At 31.9% G+C, this 21,751-nt stretch carries 21 protein-coding genes and 1 riboswitch; of the genes, 4 read left to right on the top strand and 17 right to left on the bottom strand.

The annotated features are described in order from the left end of the window. Positions 1-211: 211 nt before the first annotated feature. From ATE84_RS19175 to ATE84_RS19165, 3 genes are all read right to left on the bottom strand, one after another. Positions 212-850, bottom strand: a complete 639-nt coding sequence (locus ATE84_RS19175) for a hypothetical protein (protein ID WP_101449494.1) — start codon at positions 848-850, stop codon at positions 212-214. Positions 851-955: 105 nt separating this feature from the next. Continuing rightward, positions 956-1,894 carry a pyridoxal-phosphate dependent enzyme gene (locus tag ATE84_RS19170; RefSeq protein ID WP_101449493.1) on the bottom strand — a complete coding sequence of 313 codons (939 nt, stop codon included), beginning with the start codon at positions 1,892-1,894 and terminating at the stop codon, positions 956-958. Positions 1,895-1,966: 72 nt separating this feature from the next. Further along, the gene (locus ATE84_RS19165) at positions 1,967-2,623 is read right to left on the bottom strand and encodes a methyltransferase domain-containing protein (RefSeq protein WP_101449492.1); all 657 of its coding nucleotides are present in this window, start codon (positions 2,621-2,623) and stop codon (positions 1,967-1,969) included. A gap of 490 nt (positions 2,624-3,113) precedes the next feature. Here ATE84_RS19165 and ATE84_RS25900 point away from each other — a divergent pair, with 490 nt between their 5' ends. After that, positions 3,114-3,302, top strand: a complete 189-nt coding sequence (locus ATE84_RS25900; RefSeq protein ID WP_143273671.1) for a hypothetical protein — start codon at positions 3,114-3,116, stop codon at positions 3,300-3,302. A 110-nt stretch (positions 3,303-3,412) separates the two neighbouring features. Here the strand turns inward: ATE84_RS25900 and ATE84_RS19160 are convergent, their stop codons facing one another. From ATE84_RS19160 to ATE84_RS19150, 3 genes are all read right to left on the bottom strand, one after another. Further along, on the bottom strand, positions 3,413-4,651 hold the full coding sequence (locus tag ATE84_RS19160; protein ID WP_101449491.1) for a succinylglutamate desuccinylase/aspartoacylase family protein: 1,239 nt from the start codon (positions 4,649-4,651) through the stop codon (positions 3,413-3,415). After that, positions 4,635-6,515 carry a CBS domain-containing protein gene (locus ATE84_RS19155; RefSeq protein ID WP_101449490.1) on the bottom strand — a complete coding sequence of 627 codons (1,881 nt, stop codon included), beginning with the start codon at positions 6,513-6,515 and terminating at the stop codon, positions 4,635-4,637. The genes ATE84_RS19160 and ATE84_RS19155 overlap by 17 nt, the downstream gene beginning before the upstream one ends. Positions 6,516-6,741: 226 nt before the next feature. Further along, positions 6,742-7,590, bottom strand: coding sequence for an alpha/beta fold hydrolase (locus ATE84_RS19150; protein ID WP_101449489.1), 849 nt, complete (start codon positions 7,588-7,590; stop codon positions 6,742-6,744). Between the two features lie 314 nt (positions 7,591-7,904). Between ATE84_RS19150 and ATE84_RS19145 the strand changes: the two genes are divergently transcribed. Beyond that, positions 7,905-8,843 carry a hypothetical protein gene (locus ATE84_RS19145; RefSeq protein WP_101449488.1) on the top strand — a complete coding sequence of 313 codons (939 nt, stop codon included), beginning with the start codon at positions 7,905-7,907 and terminating at the stop codon, positions 8,841-8,843. Between the two features lie 110 nt (positions 8,844-8,953). Here ATE84_RS19145 and ATE84_RS19140 read toward each other — a convergent pair whose 3' ends face one another. The 4 genes from ATE84_RS19140 to ATE84_RS19125 all read right to left on the bottom strand — a co-directional run bounded on the left by ATE84_RS19140 (position 8,954) and on the right by ATE84_RS19125 (position 12,413). Further along, on the bottom strand, positions 8,954-9,451 hold the full coding sequence (locus ATE84_RS19140; protein ID WP_101449487.1) for a DinB family protein: 498 nt from the start codon (positions 9,449-9,451) through the stop codon (positions 8,954-8,956). Positions 9,452-9,538: 87 nt separating this feature from the next. Continuing rightward, complete coding sequence (locus tag ATE84_RS19135; RefSeq protein ID WP_101449486.1) at positions 9,539-10,168, bottom strand: Crp/Fnr family transcriptional regulator; 630 nt, start codon at positions 10,166-10,168, stop codon at positions 9,539-9,541. A gap of 286 nt (positions 10,169-10,454) precedes the next feature. Continuing rightward, positions 10,455-11,573: a DNA polymerase III subunit beta gene (gene dnaN, locus ATE84_RS19130; protein ID WP_101449485.1), complete on the bottom strand. Its 1,119-nt coding sequence runs from the start codon at positions 11,571-11,573 to the stop codon at positions 10,455-10,457. Positions 11,574-11,837: 264 nt separating this feature from the next. Further along, a complete protein-coding gene (locus tag ATE84_RS19125; protein ID WP_101449484.1) occupies positions 11,838-12,413 on the bottom strand; it encodes a DUF1572 family protein in 576 nt (191 codons plus the stop codon). Between the two features lie 319 nt (positions 12,414-12,732). Between ATE84_RS19125 and ATE84_RS19120 the strand changes: the two genes are divergently transcribed. Continuing rightward, complete coding sequence (locus ATE84_RS19120; RefSeq protein WP_101449483.1) at positions 12,733-14,670, top strand: tetratricopeptide repeat-containing sensor histidine kinase; 1,938 nt, start codon at positions 12,733-12,735, stop codon at positions 14,668-14,670. A 56-nt stretch (positions 14,671-14,726) separates the two neighbouring features. On the opposite strand, the gene ATE84_RS19115 is transcribed toward ATE84_RS19120, so the two are convergent. Then, on the bottom strand, positions 14,727-15,758 hold the full coding sequence (locus tag ATE84_RS19115) for an iron ABC transporter permease (RefSeq protein ID WP_101449482.1): 1,032 nt from the start codon (positions 15,756-15,758) through the stop codon (positions 14,727-14,729). After that, positions 15,759-16,898 carry an ABC transporter substrate-binding protein gene (locus ATE84_RS19110; protein ID WP_233195847.1) on the bottom strand — a complete coding sequence of 380 codons (1,140 nt, stop codon included), beginning with the start codon at positions 16,896-16,898 and terminating at the stop codon, positions 15,759-15,761. 389 nt (positions 16,899-17,287) lie between these two features. Here ATE84_RS19110 and ATE84_RS19105 point away from each other — a divergent pair, with 389 nt between their 5' ends. Next, complete coding sequence (locus tag ATE84_RS19105; protein WP_158237301.1) at positions 17,288-18,163, top strand: sphingomyelin phosphodiesterase; 876 nt, start codon at positions 17,288-17,290, stop codon at positions 18,161-18,163. A 12-nt stretch (positions 18,164-18,175) separates the two neighbouring features. Here ATE84_RS19105 and cobC read toward each other — a convergent pair whose 3' ends face one another. From cobC to ATE84_RS19080, 5 genes are read right to left on the bottom strand one after another with little or no spacing between them, the layout of a single operon-like run. Beyond that, positions 18,176-18,694, bottom strand: a complete 519-nt coding sequence (gene cobC / locus ATE84_RS19100) for an alpha-ribazole phosphatase (RefSeq protein WP_101449479.1) — start codon at positions 18,692-18,694, stop codon at positions 18,176-18,178. Further along, positions 18,676-19,440 (bottom strand): adenosylcobinamide-GDP ribazoletransferase, encoded by a 765-nt coding sequence (locus tag ATE84_RS19095; protein ID WP_101449478.1) that lies wholly within the window; start codon positions 19,438-19,440, stop codon positions 18,676-18,678. Before ATE84_RS19095 ends, cobC begins: the two co-directional genes overlap by 19 nt. A 3-nt stretch (positions 19,441-19,443) precedes the next feature. Then, positions 19,444-19,782, bottom strand: a complete 339-nt coding sequence (locus ATE84_RS19090) for a hypothetical protein (RefSeq protein ID WP_101449477.1) — start codon at positions 19,780-19,782, stop codon at positions 19,444-19,446. Positions 19,783-19,791: 9 nt separating this feature from the next. Further along, positions 19,792-20,829: a nicotinate-nucleotide--dimethylbenzimidazole phosphoribosyltransferase gene (gene cobT, locus ATE84_RS19085; protein WP_101449476.1), complete on the bottom strand. Its 1,038-nt coding sequence runs from the start codon at positions 20,827-20,829 to the stop codon at positions 19,792-19,794. Positions 20,830-20,843: 14 nt separating this feature from the next. After that, the gene (locus ATE84_RS19080; protein ID WP_101449475.1) at positions 20,844-21,356 is read right to left on the bottom strand and encodes a bifunctional adenosylcobinamide kinase/adenosylcobinamide-phosphate guanylyltransferase; all 513 of its coding nucleotides are present in this window, start codon (positions 21,354-21,356) and stop codon (positions 20,844-20,846) included. A gap of 81 nt (positions 21,357-21,437) precedes the next feature. Next, positions 21,438-21,738: riboswitch (cobalamin riboswitch) on the top strand. Positions 21,739-21,751: the final 13 nt, after the last annotated feature.

Raw genomic sequence — 21,751 nt, 5'->3', positions numbered from 1 at the left:
ACGTACTACTAATCTTTTAGTTTTACAACTAATAAATTAGTAGTTCAACTAATAAGTTAGTAGATTTAATGTGTTAGCTACTGATTTTAAAGTGTTTTTTATCGGATGTTAAAAAAATGATAATATGTTTTAGAAGAGTAGGTATCTAAAAAATGATTACCATTTTAGAAAATAGTTTCTACTTTTTTTTTAGAGTATAAGAAGTAAATAGCTATTCTAATAATAATCGTAATTCATCGCGATTGAGTAGTTCTGGAGTATATTCTGTTACAATTCCATAATTAAATAATGCACTTTTCATTTTAGTGCTATCTTCAATTAGGTCAAATATATTGGTGTAAAAACGCTCAATTTTACCATCTTTAGTATTCATGATAAACGATGAGGCAGTAGTGATATATTCATCTTCCTCATATTCTTTTAACCTTAATAGTTTGAATTCCATCAAGGGTGCAATTGATGTGATATTTGCTAACTTAATTGGTTTGGAATATGACGTGCAATCAAAACAAACTATTAATTTTTTCTGATTTGATTTTAGTTGATAAGAGATGGTAACTTCTGTATTGACCAGCTTTTCAAAACCGTCCATATCTACAAATGCTATGGTGTCATTAGTACTTGTTATAGCTGTTAGGACTGTTGTAAGGTAATCATCAGGCATGATTAAAGTTTCTTCAACCGATAAAACTGTTGCTTTTGTAGTAATAATTCTATCATCTTGATTGTGAGTAGCAGCAATCTCATTGCTCTTTTTTGATTGGTCAATAGTTTCCTTTGAATTTTTATTAGTGTTACATGAGGTGCAACAAATCAAAATCGCTAATAAAAGATATGTATTTATCTTCACAATATTTGTTTTTATAGAGCACATAATTTGTTATAAATGTAGTACATAAATGCTATGTGGGAGTACACTGTTTTCAGTGGAAATGTTATCATGGATATATTCTGATTACGAAAACGGAAGATTCCCTAAATCTACATTACCTCCCGAGAGGATAATCCCAACTTTTTTACCTTTAAAACGTTCTTTATTATGAAGTAGAGCAGCAAAAGAAACAGCAGAAGATGGTTCTACAACGATTTTCATACGTTCCCATATCAATTTCATTGCTGTTATAATTTCTTGTTCTTCAACTCTAATGATTTCTGAAACATACTTTTGAAGGATAGGGAAATTAATGTCTCCCAATTGTGTTTTGAGTCCGTCTGCAATAGTATTTATGGTTTCATTAGTTTCAATTTTACCACTTTGTAAAGAACGATACGCATCATCAACCTCATGAGGTTCGCCTCCTATCACTTTACATTGATTACCATAGAAGTGAGCTGCCAAAGCGGTTCCTGCAATAAGTCCACCACCACCAACCGGAGTAAAAAGATATTCGAGATCCGGATACTCTTCTAGTAGCTCTAGGGCGACAGTACCCTGACCTAAAATTACATTTAGATTATTTGATGGGTGCAAAAATGTAGCTCCTTTTTCTTGTTGAATTTGAGTAGCAGTTCGTTCTCGATCTTCAAGAGTAGGAGGGCATTCAATGATTTCACCTCCATACCCTTTTACTGCATCTTTTTTAACCTGTGGAGCATTAGATGGCATTACGATATAGGCTTTGATCCCTATACTTTGTGCAGCCAATGACAGAGCTTGAGCAAAATTACCAGAAGAATGTGTCACGACACCTTTAGATTTTTGATCCTCAGATAATCTTAAAATGGCATGGGTAGCACCTCTCATTTTGAATGCTCCCATACGCTGAAAATTTTCGCATTTAAAATATAACTCTACTCCAGAAATCTCATTAAGCAACCTAGAAGTAAGTACAGGAGTTTTATGGATATACGGAATAATACTTTGATGGCAATCTTTTAGCTCTTGCTTAGTCATTTTGATGTCGTATTAATATCGAAGCCTAAAATTATAATTTTATTGAATTAACAAAAATAGATATTGTAGTTTTTAATCTTTATCTCTTGACCTTTTCTTCCCAATTAACAGTGTGTTGATTCCTTGAACCTGATTGTGTTGTGAAAATTCGATATCGGATTTAACCATGGATTTGAGAGATTCTATTTTGATGTTTTCCTTCAAATTAATTCCAGCATTAAATAGGATTTGTCCATTAGGTTTTAATAGAGGAATAAGGTTTTTCCAGAATTGATTTTCATAAAACTGTTCCGGAACTTGATTATCAATAAAAATATCGATGATTATAATTTCAAATTGTGACACACAATAATTAACATAGGAAAATGCATCTTCACAATAGATCTCAAGATTTTGATTCTCAATTACATTAAATTCGTTTTTAGCGATTTCGATAATCACTGCATCAATTTCTACAGCCGTAATTTTTCCGTGATGATTAAATGTATTTCTAAGCGTCTCTATTACACTTCCGCCACCAAGTCCTAGTAAAAGGATTTCACTATTGGTAGAAATATCTATTTGTGAAAGCCCATAACTAAGTAATTTTTGTAACGATCCGTAGGAGTAATTTGCATTTTGGCTATCCAGCACTTTTTTACCGTTCATCCATGTGAGTTCTAAGGTTCCGTTAATTTTTGAGGAAACTTCTTTGGTAAATGGCCATAGATAACTTAATAATCTCTTCATGTATTTTTGTGTGAAATTCTGGTTGTTTAATTTCCTTATGCTAAGAATTATAGTATTTAAACAGATTTACTTAATGCTGCAATAGCGCTGTTTTTTACCAATTCGACTTGTTTTAGAGCAATATTCATGGTGTGTTAAATTACAATTCAAAAGTAAAGCTAAATGTTTAATTTATTGATGTTTTAATACAGATCAACATTTTTTTGATTTTGAAAAGAAAAGAGTATCGCACTCGAATTCGATTACTATTGGTTAGAGGTTTTGCTTAAACATTTTTGCTTTTAGTTGAGGTGTAATAAGATTCTTTTTCTTCTTTTGATGCACTCTCTAAATATTTTGGAAGTATGATAACACTGTATTAAACAATTTTAAGTAATCCTAAAAAGATATAAATAGATTTGAAAACCTTAATTTGTTTACGTTATTTAAGTAGTTGAATATTAGTAATTTGTATTAAATTAGATGATATAATTTTAAAAACATTTATACAATGAAAAGCATTCTTAATTTAACAGGGGTTAAAAAACTAAGTAAAGAACAACAGCAAGACATCACAGGATCAAGTATGAGATGGCCTAGATGTTGCCCAACCGGAAGAGGTTGTTTAGTGACTTGGTCAGGAGGGAGTTTTTGTGAGCCAGGCTACTGTCGTTCTAATGGCTATTGCATCTTTGCGTAGTAGGTGCAAAGAGGATGAACATTATGATTTGTCCTCTTTTTAGTACCGTTAAGCTTGCTTTTAGAAGTGAAATATTTTTTAACCTAGCACCTAGTTTATCTTTTCAATTATTATTGGTTGAGAGTGTTTCTTAACCAATTTTTACTTTTACTCCAAGACGTATATCGATATTCTTTCTCTCTTGAAGCACTCTCTCTATTTTTTAGGCTTAAGTGTGTTTTATCAACCTGTTTACTTCTGTATCCCAAAAGGTGAAAGAACTGTTTTGTGAAGAAGCGAGCAATCTTAAGATTAACCATAAGTTCATTTTTTTTATTTGAGGTCCAGCGAACACCAGGAAGAATAGTAAAAATATTATCAAAATGTGCTTTACGAAGGATGGTTGACAGCTTTAAAAATATTGGATGTACACTATGAATAGCAAAGAAACCATCATTACCTTGATTTTGATATAAAGGCATGAATATTCTTCCGTTTTTAGAAGCGGTTATTGTTTTTCCATTGCTATGAGCAAGTTGCTCTCCTTTTTGTATATGCTGAAAGTTGACAAATCCAGGTTTCATTTTGAAAACTTCGTCTTCTTTTATTTGGTAGCGCCAGTAGATTTCATAGATTGACATTACAGATTCTTGTTTACTATTCAAAAAGTCATAATGATAAGTATAATCAATATCATTTTTTGTAACACTTCCTGCAAAAACCATGGTGAGATAGATAAATGAAATATGATTTTGGATAGCTGCTATATCGTCATGTTGTCCGCCTTCAAAACCAAAGGAAACATATCCTAATTCATTGATATAACTCAGTAACGGACCATCAAGATATTCTTCTATGCCTAATATCATAGGTATGGGGTATTGTATGGTGTATTTTCTATTAAGTAAACTATCATTTACTGTAAGAAAAGGAATTGTTTTACTTGAAGTAGTATGAAGATCCATGAAATAGAAAGGCCCGTTTTCTTTGTTCAATATATCTTTGATGGTATGATGAATATAGTATTGTTGCTCTATATCAAGATTGGTAACTGTATTTCTTATGTCTTCAGGCAAATTTTTAATTCTATCGATTTCCCACAAACGATTTAAATCTTCTTTTTGGTATCGTTCGCCTCTTGCTAATGCTGGTAGGTTACCACTTATTGCATAAATATTCCCTTTTATAGATATCTCCTCATTTTTTATAGTGTCTAATACATTACGTAGCGCAAATATCCCTGCAGGTTCATTACCATGAATACCAGCGATAAAAATAAGAGTGGGGCCAGATTGAGATCCTTTAATACTTCCTATTATCCGTTCAGTTTCAATAGATTGATCCAGTGCTTTACTATAAACTTGTACCATGGTCGAATGCTATTATATCTTTTATAGTAATAATCCCTACGAGGTCTTCCTTTTGAATTACAGGGAGACAACCAATCTCATGTTTTTTCATTATCTGAATTGCTTTTGATATTGTTGTTTTTGGTTGAACGGTTATCACTTCTTTAACCATAATGTCTGATACACTACAGTTATCACTATTTTTTTTCTGATCCTGAATGTTTTTCACATGATTCCAGGTTAGTAACCCACAAAGTTTTCCAGGTTTATTCTCTACAGGAACATGATGAATGTTTTTCCATTTCATTATGCTTGTAGCCAGGTTGGCTAAATCGTATTTGTCAACGGTAAATAATTTGGTAGACATAATATGTCCAACCAATGATGCTTTTTTGTGTTTTTTTGATGGTTTAGTTTTAAGTATTGGCCACTCATGACCGGGTAATTCACCTTGTTGATTTTGATATATGGTTTCAGTTAATGTTCTTAGTGCATCATCTTTTTTCATGTTTTTTTGAAAAGAGCGATAGCTTCTGATATTCCAGTCTGATGCGGTGATACCTTTTGCTCGTTTTTCTATGATTCCCAAAAATCGTTCTATATCATTAGTGTCTACATTTGCCTTTTCTAATCCAGAATAAGCTATAGGTAATAGTTCTTTTATTACCAGATCTTGGATAGAAATAGGACTGCCCATCCAACTTAAAATAGCATCCTTACCGTTTCGGGCTGCTTTTATGAAATTTCCTTTGGCGTCTCTGAAATCCATGCAATTTGACATGTTATCAAATTTTGATGGACGCCCAATCATCAATCCTGCCCAAAAAGCAAAATTCGCAATTTCATCAAGAGTAGTTGGACCCGATGGGATATACCGATTTTCGATTCTAACGTGGGCTTTTCCTCCTCCAACACCATAGCAAGGACGATTCCATCGATATACAGTGCCGTTGTGTAAAGAAAGTGCTTGTAGTTTTGGGATATTACCCTTTTTAAGTTCTGAAAGTGAATTTGTTGCTATATCGCGTGATAAAACTACTCTGTGCTGTGCAATATCATTTTTAAAAATTTCTACGACAGAACCTGATGCCCATTCATTACTAAAGCTTACTCTGGCTCCACGATCTTTTAGGGCATAAGAGGAGCTTCTGATATCCATACTCTGGCGAAACAATGCAATTCGTGTTTCACTCCACAACTCTCTTCCAAATAGTAAAGGTGAATTTGTGCATAACCCAAGAACAGGACCTGATATGGCTTGTGCCCAATTATAACTAGAAACAAAATCTTGAGGAGGAATCTGAAGATGCATTTGGAAACTAGTATTACAAGCTTCAAAAAGTACAGAATTATGATGTATACTCAATTCATCCACATTTCTAATATGAAGCTCAAAATCTGTACCTCTTTGAGTTCTTAGGGTATCATTCAAAGCAGAATATCTAGGGTTAGAGGTCATATATTCTAATTCTAAATGACGCTTTCTAATAGTTGGTAAAATACCAGTAAGTACTATTTTGGTATCAAATTGAGCAGCTTTAACTTTAGCTTTGGTAAGTAATTGATTTAATTCATTTTCAACTTGAGAAAAGCAATCTTTTTTAAGTTCTAAAGGATCTAGGTTGATCTCTAGATTATACTTTGCTAATTCTGTTGTAAAATGAGTATCATTGATTGCTTTTAGAATTTCTTCTGCATTTTTTGCAGGCCTCCAATTACTATTTACCAAGCAAAACTCTTGTTCTGCTCCAATACGAACGATATCTTTCTCGATAAGGTCTTGCTCTATCATGATTTCTAGAGCTTTAATATCATCAAGTAAATGTTTTATAAATTCGGCTCGGTTTCTTTGATCAGTACTACTATGAACATTGTGCTCTCCCATAATAATGCATATTGTAATTATGATGAGTATTACAGTTTTTGTACTCACTATAATTAATTGTAAATAGATGCTGATACGATTCTTAAATCAGCAGTGGTTTAAAAATATTGACTTTTTTAGTTAAAAAAAATGCGATTTGTCATAGTTGGTTACTTTTTTATAAATAATATCGAAGAAGAGGTCAAAAAAGAGTAATCAATATGAAAAATGATTTGTGAAAAATAATTTATATATCATCGAACCATAATAATGTTTTTGCCCAAAGCGTATGTTTGAATTTTCTGCTAAAAAAGCCAAAGTGCCCTATTTTATTGGTCGGGATTTCCTGTAATTGTATTATTTTGATTTCTTTATCAGATTTCTCAAATAGATCATGTATTCTTGTGATTGCTGGTTCTGTCCCAATAGGGTCATCCTCTACGCCAAGAGTAAGAAGTTTTGATGTGCAGGTGTTATAATAAAAAGTAATACCAATAGCTTCCATTTGTTCTTTCATATTGGCATGTCGTTTTCTATTGTTCCATTGCTCGATTACACCTTTTGGAACATCTTCTAATAACCCTAGTTTTTTTCCTGGAAAATAACCAAATAGATTAGTAACCAAAGGAAAAATAATATGCCATAAAAAGTAAATTTTGATTCTTAGCGCTTTAGACCAATCTTTATAATATGCTGTTTGTGCTCCAATATTAATGATTCCACTAATTTCATCACTTTTTTCGGTCATTCCAATAATTGTTCCTCCGATGCTATGACCAAGAGTTACTATCTTATGATTTGGAAACTCTCTTTTAGCATAATCAATCACTCCAGAAAAATCTTTTTGCCCCCAATCTGTAAAAGAAGCTTTAAAACCATTAAGTTTTTTGGGTCGTGAGCCTGCAATTCCTCTATAATCATAGGTAATTACCTGATATCCATTTTCTGCCATGTAGGAAGCATAATGATGATATAATTTTTTATCTACGGCTGTGGCAGAATTTATAATTAGTACTTTGTTTTTATCGATGATTCCTTTACAAGGAAATACTTTTCCTGATAAGGAATAATCATCTATGGCAGGAATACTAATCATATATGAAGGTTTCGTATGTGCAATATTATAATTTTTGTATTAATATCACTATCATCTTCAGAATGGATGGCGTCATATAATATCTTTGGTCCTTAACATGTTGTTCTACCATGTTAACCATATATTGTGTAATAGGGGAGAAGATGAAAAAAACAAGATGGTTGCAATGATGCATTGAACCATAACCGTATGTGTTAAAGAACTTGATATTACCGATAATTGTAAATGTATATAAAAGATTAGAATAGGTATTTTTATTTTAAATAACCTTAACAAGTTTTCTTATATTGAATTCAAATTAAATTACTTAGGCTATGCATACTCATAAATTAATCTTGATTTCTTCATTTGTTTTGGTGTTGTGTTTCTCATGCAAAAGAGAAAAAGCGCCTGAAATTGTTATAAAAGAGGAGAAAAATTCTATTGTAGAATCAGTGGATAAAAAAGATGCTATTACTACGCTTTCGCAAAAAATGGCTAATCAATATGAGAAAGCTAAACAGGATTTTTTGGCAGACTCAGATAATGTTGAAAACATCATTTGGTATGGAAGAAGAACAGCTTATTTAGGGAAGTACAAAGAAGCTATAGAAATTTATTCTGATGGAATTAAAAAGTATCCTAATGAAGCTCGATTGTATAGACATAGAGGACATCGCTATATTTCTATACGAGAGTTTGATAAAGCTATTGATGATTTAAAACATGCAACAACATTAATAGAAGGGAAGGAAAACAATATTGAACCCGACGGGTTACCTAATGCACTGAATATCCCTGTAAGCAGTCTTCACGGAAACATATGGTATCATCTGGGACTAGCATATTATTTAAAAGATGATATGAAAAAAGCATACCATGCTTATCTTAATTGTAGAAATTTAAAGTCTAATGATGACAATACAGCCTCGAGTACAAATTGGTTGTATATGATCCAGAGAAGAATGGGTAATGAGAATAAGGCAAAAGAAGTATTAGATATGATAACAAATGATATGACGATTATCGAAAATACAAGTTATTATAATCTATGTAGATTTTATAAAAAAATACTGCCAATTGATTCATTACAAATAGAAAAAGATACTCCTCAGGATGATGCTACTCGTTACGGGCTTGCTAATTGGTTTTTTTATAACGGAAACAAGGAGAAAGCAAGGATACGACTTCAGGAAATTCTGAATGGTAAATCACGAAGTTCTTTTGGATATATTGCAGCAGAATCTGATTATTCAAGATATTTTGGAGAGTAAATATTTATAATTCGTTTCATCCTGTAACTAATTTTTTTATTACTACTTATTTCATAAAAGGGAGATGAGGTGAGATATCTACATCTCCCTAATTCATTTTGATTTTACATCTAAGCAAATGGGTTTACATCTGCTGTTGGTCCATAAATAGAAGGTAGTCTTTTATCTAGTATTCTTAGATATGTGGTTAATTCTCCTCTATGATGATACCAGTGATTAAGAACAAAAGTTCTTATAAAGGCATAGGTAGACATTTCTGCTATTGGGTTTTGTGATTTTAGAAGTTTCCAATCATTTTTTAACCAGGACGTGTCTTCTTCGTTGAGTAAAATTCTTACAGAAGTTATACTCTTTTCAAAAGCATCAAGAATTTCGGCCTTATTACTAGGAATAGGATGTTCGACGATGATCTCTGTTTCTACCTGACCGTCTTTGGCAAACCTCAAATTCCTGCTTGGAATAGTTGCGATATGAAAAGCGAGCTGACCAAGTGACATTGCTTTTTCATGTGGTTTATAGTGTAATCGATTTTCGGGAAGTATATCCAGAAGATTTTTTGTTGAAACAAATTCTTGTTCCATTTCTATTAAAAAACTTTTAGCACTCATATTTTATTTTTTTATTAATGAATGTTTCAAAGGTCAGTAAGTAATCATCGATAAAACGGTATCAAAAGATACACAGAGTGAGAAAAGTTATAATAATTCTATCTCAGCTCTATGTAAAATTAATTTCCCATTCAATTCGAATTGTTTTAAGATACGAGAAATAACTACTCTTGTTGTACCTAACTCATTAGCCAATTGTTGATGAGAAATTTTAACCATAGAACTTTCTTGATGTAATTTTCTGCGTTCTAAGTACTCAATAACTCTTTTGTCAATATGATCAAAAGCAACACTCTCAAAAGTGTCAAGGAGTTCATCGTATCTTTTTCTAAACGTTTTAATCACAAAATTGTTCCATGAATTATATTGCTTTTGCCATTGGATAATAAATCTTGATGGTATTGCAATAATTTCGGTTTGAGCCATTGCTATAGCCTGTGAAGGACTTTGATTGTTAAAGAAACATGCTGATAATGACATCATACAGGTCTGACTTGGTTCGACATAGTAAAGCAAAATTTCTCTATCTTCTTTTGTCTGAAATACTCTGATATGTCCAGAAATTACAATTGGTAGTATCTTAACATATTGACCTTCTCTAACAATTACATCTCCTTTTTTAAAAGATAAGACTTCACAATTTTTAAGGATTTCCTCCTGAAGTTCTTTTTCTGTAATGAAATCAATTTTTTTAAGAATGTCTTTTTCGAAAATCATGTTGCGAATATGAAAAATAAAAGATGTTTACTTGAGTAAGGTATGAAATGTTTAGAGTTTTTAAAACAGCTTTTTGTAATAAATTCTGGTATTAGTATTGGTTTTAGTTTTTTAACTTTTGAAACTCAAAGACATTATCATTACTAATTAATTGATATTTGTTTCATGTTTTTAATCTGTTATTAGGCTTAAGTTATATATGCAAGCTCAGGATGCTATAAAAACAAAATTCCAACCACATTAAATATGGTTGGAATTTTTTTGGATATAAATAATTATTTATGACTTAATTATTCAACATTACTGGCATTACTAGCATGGTTACATGTTCTCCTTCGTCTAATCCATCGATTGGAGTAAGTATTCCTGCTCTGTTCGGTAATGACATTTCTAACTGTACTTCATCAGCATTAAGATTATTTAGCATTTCGCTTAAAAAGCGAGAGTTAAAACCAATTTGCATATCATCACCTTGGTAATCACATGTTAAACGTTCTTCTGCTTTGTTAGAATAATCGATATCTTCTGCAGATATATTTAATTCTGCTCCTGCAATTTTTAATCTAATCTGGTGTGTCGTTTTGTTAGAGAAAATAGAAACCCTACGTACAGAATTTAAAAACTGTGTACGGGCTATAGATAGTTTATTTGGGTTCTCTTTTGGTATTACTGCTTCATAATTAGGGTATTTTCCATCAATTAATCTACAGATTAGTTGCGTTTCATCAAAAGAGAATTTTGCATTAGATTCATTATATTCGATCAATACTTCACTATCACTACCTGCCAAAATCCCTTTAAGTAAGTTCAATGGTTTTTTAGGCATAATAAACTCAGCAGCTTGAGAAGCTTTGATATCTTCTCTGGTATACTTAACCAGTTTATGAGCATCGGTAGCAACAAAAGTTAAACCTTCTGTAGAGAATTGAAAAAACACACCACTCATTACTGGTCTTAAGTCATCATTACCAGTTGCAAAAATAGTTTTGCTTACTGCTGTGGCTAAGATATCTCCTAGTATATTTGTAGCACTGGGATCTTCTAATTCTACTGCTTTAGGAAACTCCTCACCGTTAGCATATGCTAAAGCATACTTACCATGGTTAGAACTTATCTCTACCGTATTATTATCTGCAGCGACAAAAGTTAAAGGTTGTTCAGGAAAAGTTTTAAGTGTCTCTAACAATAATTTGGCGGGTACTGCAATCGTTCCTTGGTCAGAAGATTCTACTTCTAATTTTGCAGACATGGTCGTCTCTAGATCAGAGGCAGATACAGTTAAAGCATTGTTGTCTAATTCGAACAAAAAGTTATCTAAAATTGGTAACGTATTGCTATTACTAATTACTCCTCCTAATACCTGTAGTTGCTTAAGTAAGTAAGAACTGGATACTATAAATTTCATCTGTTTTTCTTTATTATTTTTTAGTTGTCAGATTTATGCTGATACAGATTAGTATGAAATTCGCCAATTATCATTTCAGCCGATCTACCGCAGGGCAAATGAGAATCAATGTAGTTTTTATGGCTCATTTCATATATATGTGCGACTAATTACGTACAGTTTTACGCAAATATAATCGTAATCTATTTGGGATTTGGTATTGAGAAAACCATAGTTATTAACAAACTAAAGGGAGTTATTGACTATTTTATGAATTCAGAATAATTAATTGGTATCATCTTTCATGAGCTTATCTGTATAATGTGCTTTATGCTTGGGTGTAGCAAAGCGTTTTTGATTGTAAGCTACAGATTTTCCTTTTGGGATAGATAAACTTTGCCATTGCTTACCTGTAATCATTTTTCCAAGAAATACAATTTGTCCTACGTGATATGCATAATGTGCCAATTGTCTGTTGATTGCTTCGGTAATGCTATGTTCTATATTACGAATATAGATGGGCTGATTAAAGTTATTTTGATCAATACTTTCTAGTGCTTCAAAGAGGCATTGCCATCCATCGTTCCACTTGGTTAAAAGATCTTCTTTAGATTTAATGTCGTTATCAAATTCGGCATCACGTTGTCTCCATTCTTTTTCACCATCTGTAGTTAAAAAATCTGTCCATCGGGATTTCATATTACCCCAGAGATGTTTTACCATAATTGCTATGCTATTACTCTCATTGTTATATTGCCAAAAAAGCTTTTCTGCAGGGATTTGATCTATTGTTTTTTCTCCCAGAGATTTATAATAAGCAAACTGCTTTTGGATTCCCTCTAAGTATTCAGATGATTTCATTGATGTGTACTTTTACTTTAAAGATAGGATTTTAAATTAATACTTGATTTTTAATTGTTTGAAAATAGAGTATTCATATTCGAGTAAATTACTCGTAGATAAGGTCTGTGCAGGTATATTTAGACTGGAGAATATGATACATATAACCTCTAACTTTGTTTGCAATTGTAAATAACATCATTTTTTTGGGATGCTAAATTTCTCTTATTATAGAGATCAATAATGGGAATAAAAGTTAATTCCTTAATTTTAACGATACTATTGATTTTCCTTGATAGGAAAATACTACAAATTCCCGTAAAAATATTTACCATACAATATGACGATATTTTCAAAACCTACACTTGTATTCATTTTGTTGATTATATGCAGTATTGCAAAAGCTCAGACACATGAAGAAGATGATATAAAAAATGCCAAAAAAGATAGTGTACTGCTAGAACATGCTAGAAGTTTTATAAAAATAGAAAACCAGGATCGAGAAAAATCCTTTAGAATAAGTCATGATGTATTAAAAAGAACTAAAAATAAGGATAATACAATTTTGGCACATTATGTTTTGGCAAATTATCATTATTACAAATATGCTACAGATTCTTCGCTGGTGTATGCTAAAAAAGCTATTGGGTTGATAGGGAATAAAGAAGATTCTGTATCTCTAAATTTATTATCACGTTTTTATTTACTTCTTTCGAATGCTTCTAGAGATAAAAACTTAATCGAAGAAAGTAAAAAATGGGCTTTAAAAGGTATTGATATTGTTGAAAAAACTAAAGATTCTGATACTAAGGATAGGTTGGTTATTAGTTTGGCAATGAATTATAAGCTTAATGGTGATTATACAAAATCTTTAGAATTTTTAAAATCTACTGTTATAGATAAAGAAAGACCGGGCTATTGTGAAGGTGTTGCTTTGTGTTATATGGAGTTAGAGAACTATGAAAAAGCATTGTTTTATCATGAAAAGGCACTGAAGTATTATAAAACAATGGATAATAATAGAAATATAGCGGTTGCATTATTGAACATTGGCGTAGTGTATTTAAATATGTATGAAGACGATAAAGCTTTCATGTATTTTAATAAATCATTACCTATTGCGAGAGAATATAATTACCCCGTAATTGTCCTGAATAATATACTTAATATATGCGAAATTTATCGAGAGAAGAAGGATTTTAAAAATGCTAAAAAAGGATATAATGAGGTGTTGGAAATAGCCAAAAAATCAGGATATCTTAAACAACAATTATATGTATATCATAGTTTGAAAAATGTAGCTTTAGAAGAAAAAAACTACAAAGAAGCTTTAGAGAATACAGAGAAAAAGATTCAAATACAAGATTCTATAAAAAAGCTACAAAAAGATAAGGAAGTAGCTAAGCTGGAAATAGAATATGAGACATTGAAGAAAGAAAAGGAAATAACAATTTTAAAAAAGAATCAAGAACTTAAAATTATAGAAATAGAAAAGCAACAGTTTCAAAAACAAACGCTTACATATACATTTGTGATAATCTTGATACCTCTGGCTGGTTTACTTTTTCTATATTATCAAAAGTTAAAAAGTCAAAACTTACTGCATAAAAAAGAAAAAGAAATAGGAGAACAAAAGATAGAAGCCTTAATAAGGGATCAGGAGTTAAAATTAATCAAAACCTCGATTAGTATTCAGGATAAAGAAAGAAACCGTATTGCTCAAGAGCTTCATGACAGGATAGGGGGAAATCTGGCAGCAATAAAACTTCAGTTTGGTTTGGCCAAAGAAAATTTAAGAAAAATGGATACCATCTATCAACAGATTGATGATACCTATAAGCAAGTTAGAACGCTTTCTCATGACCTTATTCCTAAAAAATTTAGACATAATAACTTTATACAGTTGCTAAAGGAGTATATGCAGAATATTGGAAATGCCAGTAAGTTAAGTATTCATATTTCAACTTATTCAGAAAATAAAATTAATGAAATAGATCATTCATTTCATAATGAATTATTCTCTGTTTTTCAGGAACTCATTACAAATACCATAAAACATGCTAATGCTCGTAAAGTTGAAATCCAAATCGATTTTATAGATAACCTTATTCATATTATTTTTGAAGACAATGGTAAAGGGTTTGATACTTCTGTTACATCTTTAGGTATTGGTTTAACAAATATAGAAAATCGAATACAAAAATTATCAGGTGTAATGCATATTGATTCTCGTCTTAAAAGAGGTACTATTATTACTATTGAAATACCAATACTGTAATAAATAGTTTAATATTATAGGTGTAAGGTAATAATCAGGGTAAAATAAAGAGAGGTTTAAAATAGCATTTTTCGTTTTCGAACCAATAACCAGATGACTACGGGGGCACCAATTAGCGAAGTAATAGCATTAATAGGAAGTGTATATTCGCTAGAAGGTAATTGTGCAATACTATCACACACTAGCATAATAATGCTTCCTAGTAGTATCACAGCTGGGATTAATGTTTTATGGTCTGAGGTATGAAATAGCTGCCTTGTTAGATGAGGCACAGCCAGACCAATAAAGGCAATCGGTCCGGCAAAAGCCGTAATACTACCGGCCAATAATCCAGTAGCAACAATAATTAGAAAACGACTTGTTTTGATATTTAGCCCAAGGCTACGGGCATAGTTTTCTCCCAGAAGTAAAGTGTTTAGAGGTTTTATGGCAAGGATAGATAATAACATTCCTAATAGCGATACACCAGAAAATATAAGTACATCATACCAGGTAAGATTGCCTAAGCTTCCAAATCCCCAAAAAATATAACGTTGCAATTGATCAGCAGGAGCAAAGTAGGCCAATACACTTACTATAGCTGCTGTAATACTTCCGAACATAAGACCGATAATAAGTATTGCCATAGTATCCCTCACCTTAATAGAAACAAGCATTACAGCAAATAATACTAATATACTACCTAAGCTAGCAGCAATAACTAACCCCCATTTTGAAATTAGAAAAGAGGACACTGCTACTCCTGTAAATGCACTACCTAATATTAATAAAGCAACTCCAAGACTTGCTCCTGAGCTAATGCCAAGTACAAAAGGACCAGCCAAAGGATTTCTAAACAAGGTTTGCATTAGTAATCCTGAAACGCCAAGTCCACTACCTACAATTATTGCAGTAAGAGCTTTCGGTAATCGATAATCGACAATAATATGTCTCCATGCCTCTTTTTCTACAGTTCCGCCTACCAGGCTACTTAACGTATCTAACCAAGGAATAAATACCGAGCCCAAGCTTATATTTGCAATAAAACAAATTAATAAGAGCACGACAATACTTATAAAAACGCGTTTATATGATTTGATTGGGGTCAATTAGTTTAGTTTTTCAAAAAAATAAGGTTCATAATCGATTAACAATTCTGGATGAGCAATTTTGATAATATCTTTTAAAATTAAGTCAGGTCGCATAGGTCCTAATTCATAATAAATTAACCCTCCTTTTGATCCCATCTTTAACGTCGAAGAATATACGGCTTTATTTTTAAAAGCATCGAATAAAGCATATTGATGGTTTTTTTCTTTTAATTCATCGAGTGATTTAGAATTTCCAGACCCTATCCATAATTCTGCATTTTGAGCCTTTTCAAGTACGCTTTCAAAACTTAATGTCAGGCTTCCATTTCTTTGAACGTCTTTCCATAAATATGTAGTATTAGCATCTTTTAAAAATTTAGCAACAAAGCTATTTCCGCCAGGAATATACCATACATCCTTAAACATATTACCTGATAAAACTGTTGGAGTAGAAGTTGTGTTTTGAGCTAAAGTAGTTGCTTGATTGTATTCTTTTTTTATCTTTTGAAAGATATCTTCTGCTATTTGTTCTTTCCCGAAGAAAGCCGCAACAAATTTTATCCATTCTGCTCTACCTAATGGATGTTCTTCCATCCACGAACCATTTATCACAACAGGGATCCCGGTTTTTTGAATATGATCATAGGCTTTTGTATCTCCTGAAGATGAAAACCCAATAATCAGTTCTGGAGAAAGTTCGAGAACAACTTCTGTGTTTAAATTCCATTCTTCGCCAAGTTCTTTAATCGCACCAGTATTAATCAAAGCACGTGTTTTTTCAGAAGAAATATAATCTGTATGTGGGAATCCTACTAATTTCTCTTCAAGATTCATATACTCCAACATTGGAATATCTGTAGTAGAGGTTACAACAACTCTTTCTATAGGCACTTCTATAAATATTGCGCTTGGAGATTTAAATGGTCTTTCTGTTCCTTTTGGATGTAAAATATATGTAAGTTCTTCTTTGGCATCTGGCCAAGGTGTTATGACCTTGATCTCTTTATAGTTTTCTCTGTTTTTAATAGTAAATCCTGAGGCGTATTCAATATTTTGAGGGGCAAGATACATCACGGTGAGTGGGGTAGTATCCTTTGGTGTTTTTTTACATGAAACACATAATAATAATAGTAAAGAAATGATAAAAATAGTACGCATGAGCATCATTTTTTTGTAAAAATAGTAAATCAGAATAAGTTTAGCTTTAAAGTAACATATCATTGTTATGAAGTAATTTATATGCCTCTTAATATCAACTTATAAATAATAAAAAAATGTTTGATAGATCATTTGTTCAAAAAAATAACGATCATTTGATAAACGAAACAATTCCTAAACTATCATTTAATTATTTGTTTTCTTAAAGCTAAAGTCAGAAAAATACTAAAAAACATTCTTTGTATATTTATTGTAAATATATGTTGATGAATAACTTAAACCTCCGCTTTGCCTTTTTAGTAATGTTATTTACCTTTTCATGCTCTGAGGAGATAAGCAGTATAGAGGGGTACGAAAATCAAAAATTTCAAGAAATTACAAATAGAAATATGGAAAGTTTAACAGTATTGAACTATAATATATTTCATCTGCCAGGAATAGCTAAGTTTAAGCAATATAAGGAAATAGAGAGAGCAAAAAAACAACTACAGAGTTTAACAGATATGGCACCTTCAATAGATATTATGATTTTTCAAGAAGGTTTTAATCATCAAGTCAAGAAGCATTTGTTTAATGAATTAAAGAATTTGTACCCATATAGTACAGTTCTTTTAGGAAGATATTGTAATACAGGGGACAATTGGAATTCTGTTAGCGGAAATTGTTCTAATAGTCTTTTTGTTGTTAATGGAGGGGTAAGAATTTTTAGTAAATACCCGATTGATATTAAAAGACAATACGTGTTTAATAATTCTCTATATGGAACAGCAGATTATTATTCTAATAAGGGAGCAATATATGTAGAGATCATTAAAAATGAGAAAAAATATCATATTGTAGGTACACATTTACAAGCAGATCAAGGAGATTATGATGGAACTCCTGTACGATTAAAGCAATTAGAAGAGATTAGAGATTGGATGAATAGTTTAAAAATACCAATATCAGAACCATTAATTTACGCAGGGGATATGAATGTGGAATATACAGATACATCTTCGTATATGGAGATGAAAAATATATTGAATTCTAGAATATTATATTCTTTTAATCCTTCAACAGATATAGGTACCTATTCTAATGCGAATACCTTGGTTAGAAAAGAATATCCAAATTATAATAATACATTGGATTATATTTTAATTAGCAAAAATCACAAGCAACCAGTTTTTATACCTGAAATGCAAGTGCTTCAATTTGTGATAGACGGTGAAGATCTATCGGATCATAATGCTGTAAAAGCAACATATACTTTCGATAAGTAATCCTATTTTAATTTAAATAGCAATCACTTCTCCGTATGCTATTTTGATACAAAAAGAATCTTTAAGATCTATTTTTTGCAGGTTAGCAAGTAATGCTCTCATAGGTCCAGCATGTGATATTATGACAATTTTTTCTTCAGAAATATGATTCAGAGAGGTATAAAAATCCAAAATTCGTTCTTGCAGTGTAATATATGATTCCCCATTTGGGACTTGTATATTTACAAAATCATTCATCCATGGATCTATTTCTGAACTATGTATAGCATCCCAAGGCTGTAACTCCCAATCTCCAAAATTTAACTCCTTAAGTCGATTATCGTAGATGATTTCTTTTTTGAATGTTTTGGCTAATAGTTTACATCGTTGTAAAGGACTACTATATATTGTAGTAATTTCATGAATAGGAATACATTGATGTATTTTTTCTACTTCGGCCGTAAATGTATCTGTGATCCCAATATCACTTTGCCCATAGCAAATTCCTTTTTCGATATTTGGAGTGGTATGTCTTACCAGATATATTTCCATAAAATTATGCTAGTAAGATAAAATACAATTTCACTAAGTTGTTGGACAGCACCTGCGCAATCTCCTGTTTGACCACCAATCCATTTTTTGAATTTGTCTGCTAAGAACATTTTTGACAAGTATACAGGGATCAAGGTAAGGAATATCATGGGATTTTTGAAGAAAAACAGGGGAGTAATACCAAATATACCACTAATCAATAATGACCGTAGACTCATGCTTTTTGCTGCTGGTTTGGCCTTGCTACTTTCTGTATCTCTTACATAAGGATGCGTAAAGATTAGAGTGGTAGCTATAAAACGGCTTAGGGCATGTCCAGAAATTAGTATTAATGGAATGTGGTACGTTTCTGTTTCTCTTAATGCTATAAATTTTATCCCTAGAATTAACATTAGTCCAATGGTACCATAGGTGCCTAAACGAGAATCTTTCATGATCAAAAGTATCTTGTCTTTGGTCCATCCTCCACCAAATCCATCACATACATCGGCAAATCCATCTTCATGAAATGCACCTGTGGCATAGATAGTAGAAAACATAGATAACATTATCGAAATCTCTATTGAAAAAATAAAAGAAGCTCCATAAAAAACAATAGCACCAATACTTCCAACAATGATTCCTACTAGAGGAAAATATTTAGAACTAAGGTGTAGATTTTCAGAATCGTGATTTACCCATTTTGGGCAAGGGATACGAGTAAAAAACATCAATGCAGTAAAAAAGATATGGATTTCTTTTTTCATGATTTATTTTAAATTAATGTCTATAGTAGCATCTTCAACAAGATATTTCCAGAATGGAATTAAAGAACTAATAATAAGTATGAAAGCCAGAATTATCCCAATGCTTCCAACTTTGTTTTTCTTTAAAAATGAAATGACACCAAAATAGAGGCTTAACAACCCAATACAGACAGAGGTTATTCTAAAAGTCTTGGCAACAGTAAATATATAAGGATTTAATTCTGAGGTATTTTTTGATGATTCTATCAAAATAAAGTATTGCCGAGATAAATCAATTGTATACCAGTATAAGAAATACATCCCGATAACAGCTATAAATATTGATAAAATCCCTTTTTTCATTGTATTAGATTATTCACTTCCAGAAACTCCTGCACTTTCAAAACTAGCCATATTATTAAGAAAAGTAACTGCAGATTCTATGATAGGATATGCTATAGCGACTCCGGTTCCTTCTCCCAAACACATTCCAAGGTTGATCAATGGTCTTTTTTCTAAGAACTGATACATTTTTTGATGCCCTTGTTCTTCTGATGTATGGGCAAATATGCAATAATCTATTACGTTTTGATACATAGCATACGCAGCTAATAAGGCAGAAGTGACAATAAACCCGTCTATGATAATAGTCATTTTGAGTTCTGCTGCTTTTAAAATTCCTCCGGTAATCATAGCAATTTCGAATCCTCCAAAAATAGTTAATGCTTCAAGAGGAGAGGAAGGAGCGTATTTTTGATAAACTTCGGATAAAATTTGTTGTTTGATTTTAATAGCTGAAGTATCCAACCCTGTTCCAGAACCCACACATTCTGCGATCGGAATCTTTGTGAAATATGACATCAATAATGAAGCAGCAGAGGTGTTTCCGATTCCCATTTCGCCAAAACCAATAGTGTTGCAACCATTATTAAACGTTTCTGTGACCAGATCAGCACCTTTTTGTATGGCTTTAGTACATTGCTCTACAGTCATAGCGGGGGTTTCCTGATAGTCTTGAGTACCAAAATCAATTTTTGCGTGAATGATATCAGGAATATTTTCAAAATCATGATTAACCCCGGCGTCTACTATTTTAAGAGCAATTTGATGTTGTTTGCAAAAGACATTAATAGCAGCCCCTTCATTTACAAAATTATAAACCATTTGTGCAGTCACTTCCTGAGGATAAAGGTTGACTTCTCTTTTTTTTGCAATACCGTGATCACCAGCAAAAACAAGAATAGTTGGTTGATCTAAACTTGGTTGGTCTGTGTTTTGGATCATACCTATTTGTAAAGCAACTGTTTCAAGTTCTCCTAATGCACCAATAGGTTTTGTTTTAGTATTAATTTTGTTTTGAAGAATTGCTTCAAGTTTGTTATTAAAGATAGGTTTTATATCAAAGTCCATGATGTATGTTTTGATTATTTAGAGTTTTTGATTTCAACAGGAATACCAGAAACCATTAATACGGCTTTATCGGCATAACTAGCTATATGCTGATTCATCCAACCTTGTAGTTCGGTGAATTTTCTGCCAATTTCAGTAGTAGCGTGAACTCCCATTCCAATTTCATTAGAAATAATAATTATGGTCGCATTTATATCTAATAGTTTGTCAAATTCTACTTTTGCTTGCGACAGTGAGAGTTCGATATTATTTTTTGTGTCCATATAGTAGTTGGTAAGCCACAAAGTAACACAATCGATAACAACGACACTATCTTTTTTGATAACTTTAGAAATTTCTTTTTCTTCTTCTATAGAGATCCAGCGTTCGTCTCGATCTGCAATATGCCTATCTATACGTTTACGATGATCATCATCCCAAATACGTGAAGTAGCTAGATAATAAGGAGTGTTAGATAATTGTAATGCCAGATCTTGTGCATAGCTACTTTTACCAGAACGTTCTCCTCCTGTAATGTAATATAACATTGAATTGGTTTTAAAGAAAGCAAAGGTAATCGAATACATTATTTATTTGTTAAAGTAATTCGAAATTCCATAAAATATAATACATTCGCGCTGAATTTTGGTTCTGATGCTCCTTTCTGGGGAGTTGAGGATTAAAAGGGAATCAGGTACAATGAAGAACGAAGGTAAATAGATGAATCGCGATTTTTTTAATTTCTAATCGTATTTCTGAAATCTAGTATCGTAAATCAATATTCCTGAGCTGTTCCCGCAACTGTATGCTGTGTCCATTATTAAGAAGGATGCTTGTTGTTAACTCTTTTAACCACTGCTCGTTATTACGATCGGGAAGGTAAACAACAAGACGCGAGCCAGGAGACCTGCCTTTATTCGATATAATCAAACTTTCGGGACAA

Source organism: Aquimarina sp. MAR_2010_214, from assembly GCF_002846555.1.
Classification (GTDB): domain Bacteria; phylum Bacteroidota; class Bacteroidia; order Flavobacteriales; family Flavobacteriaceae; genus Aquimarina.
This window is presented reverse-complemented; position numbering and strand designations above follow the sequence as displayed.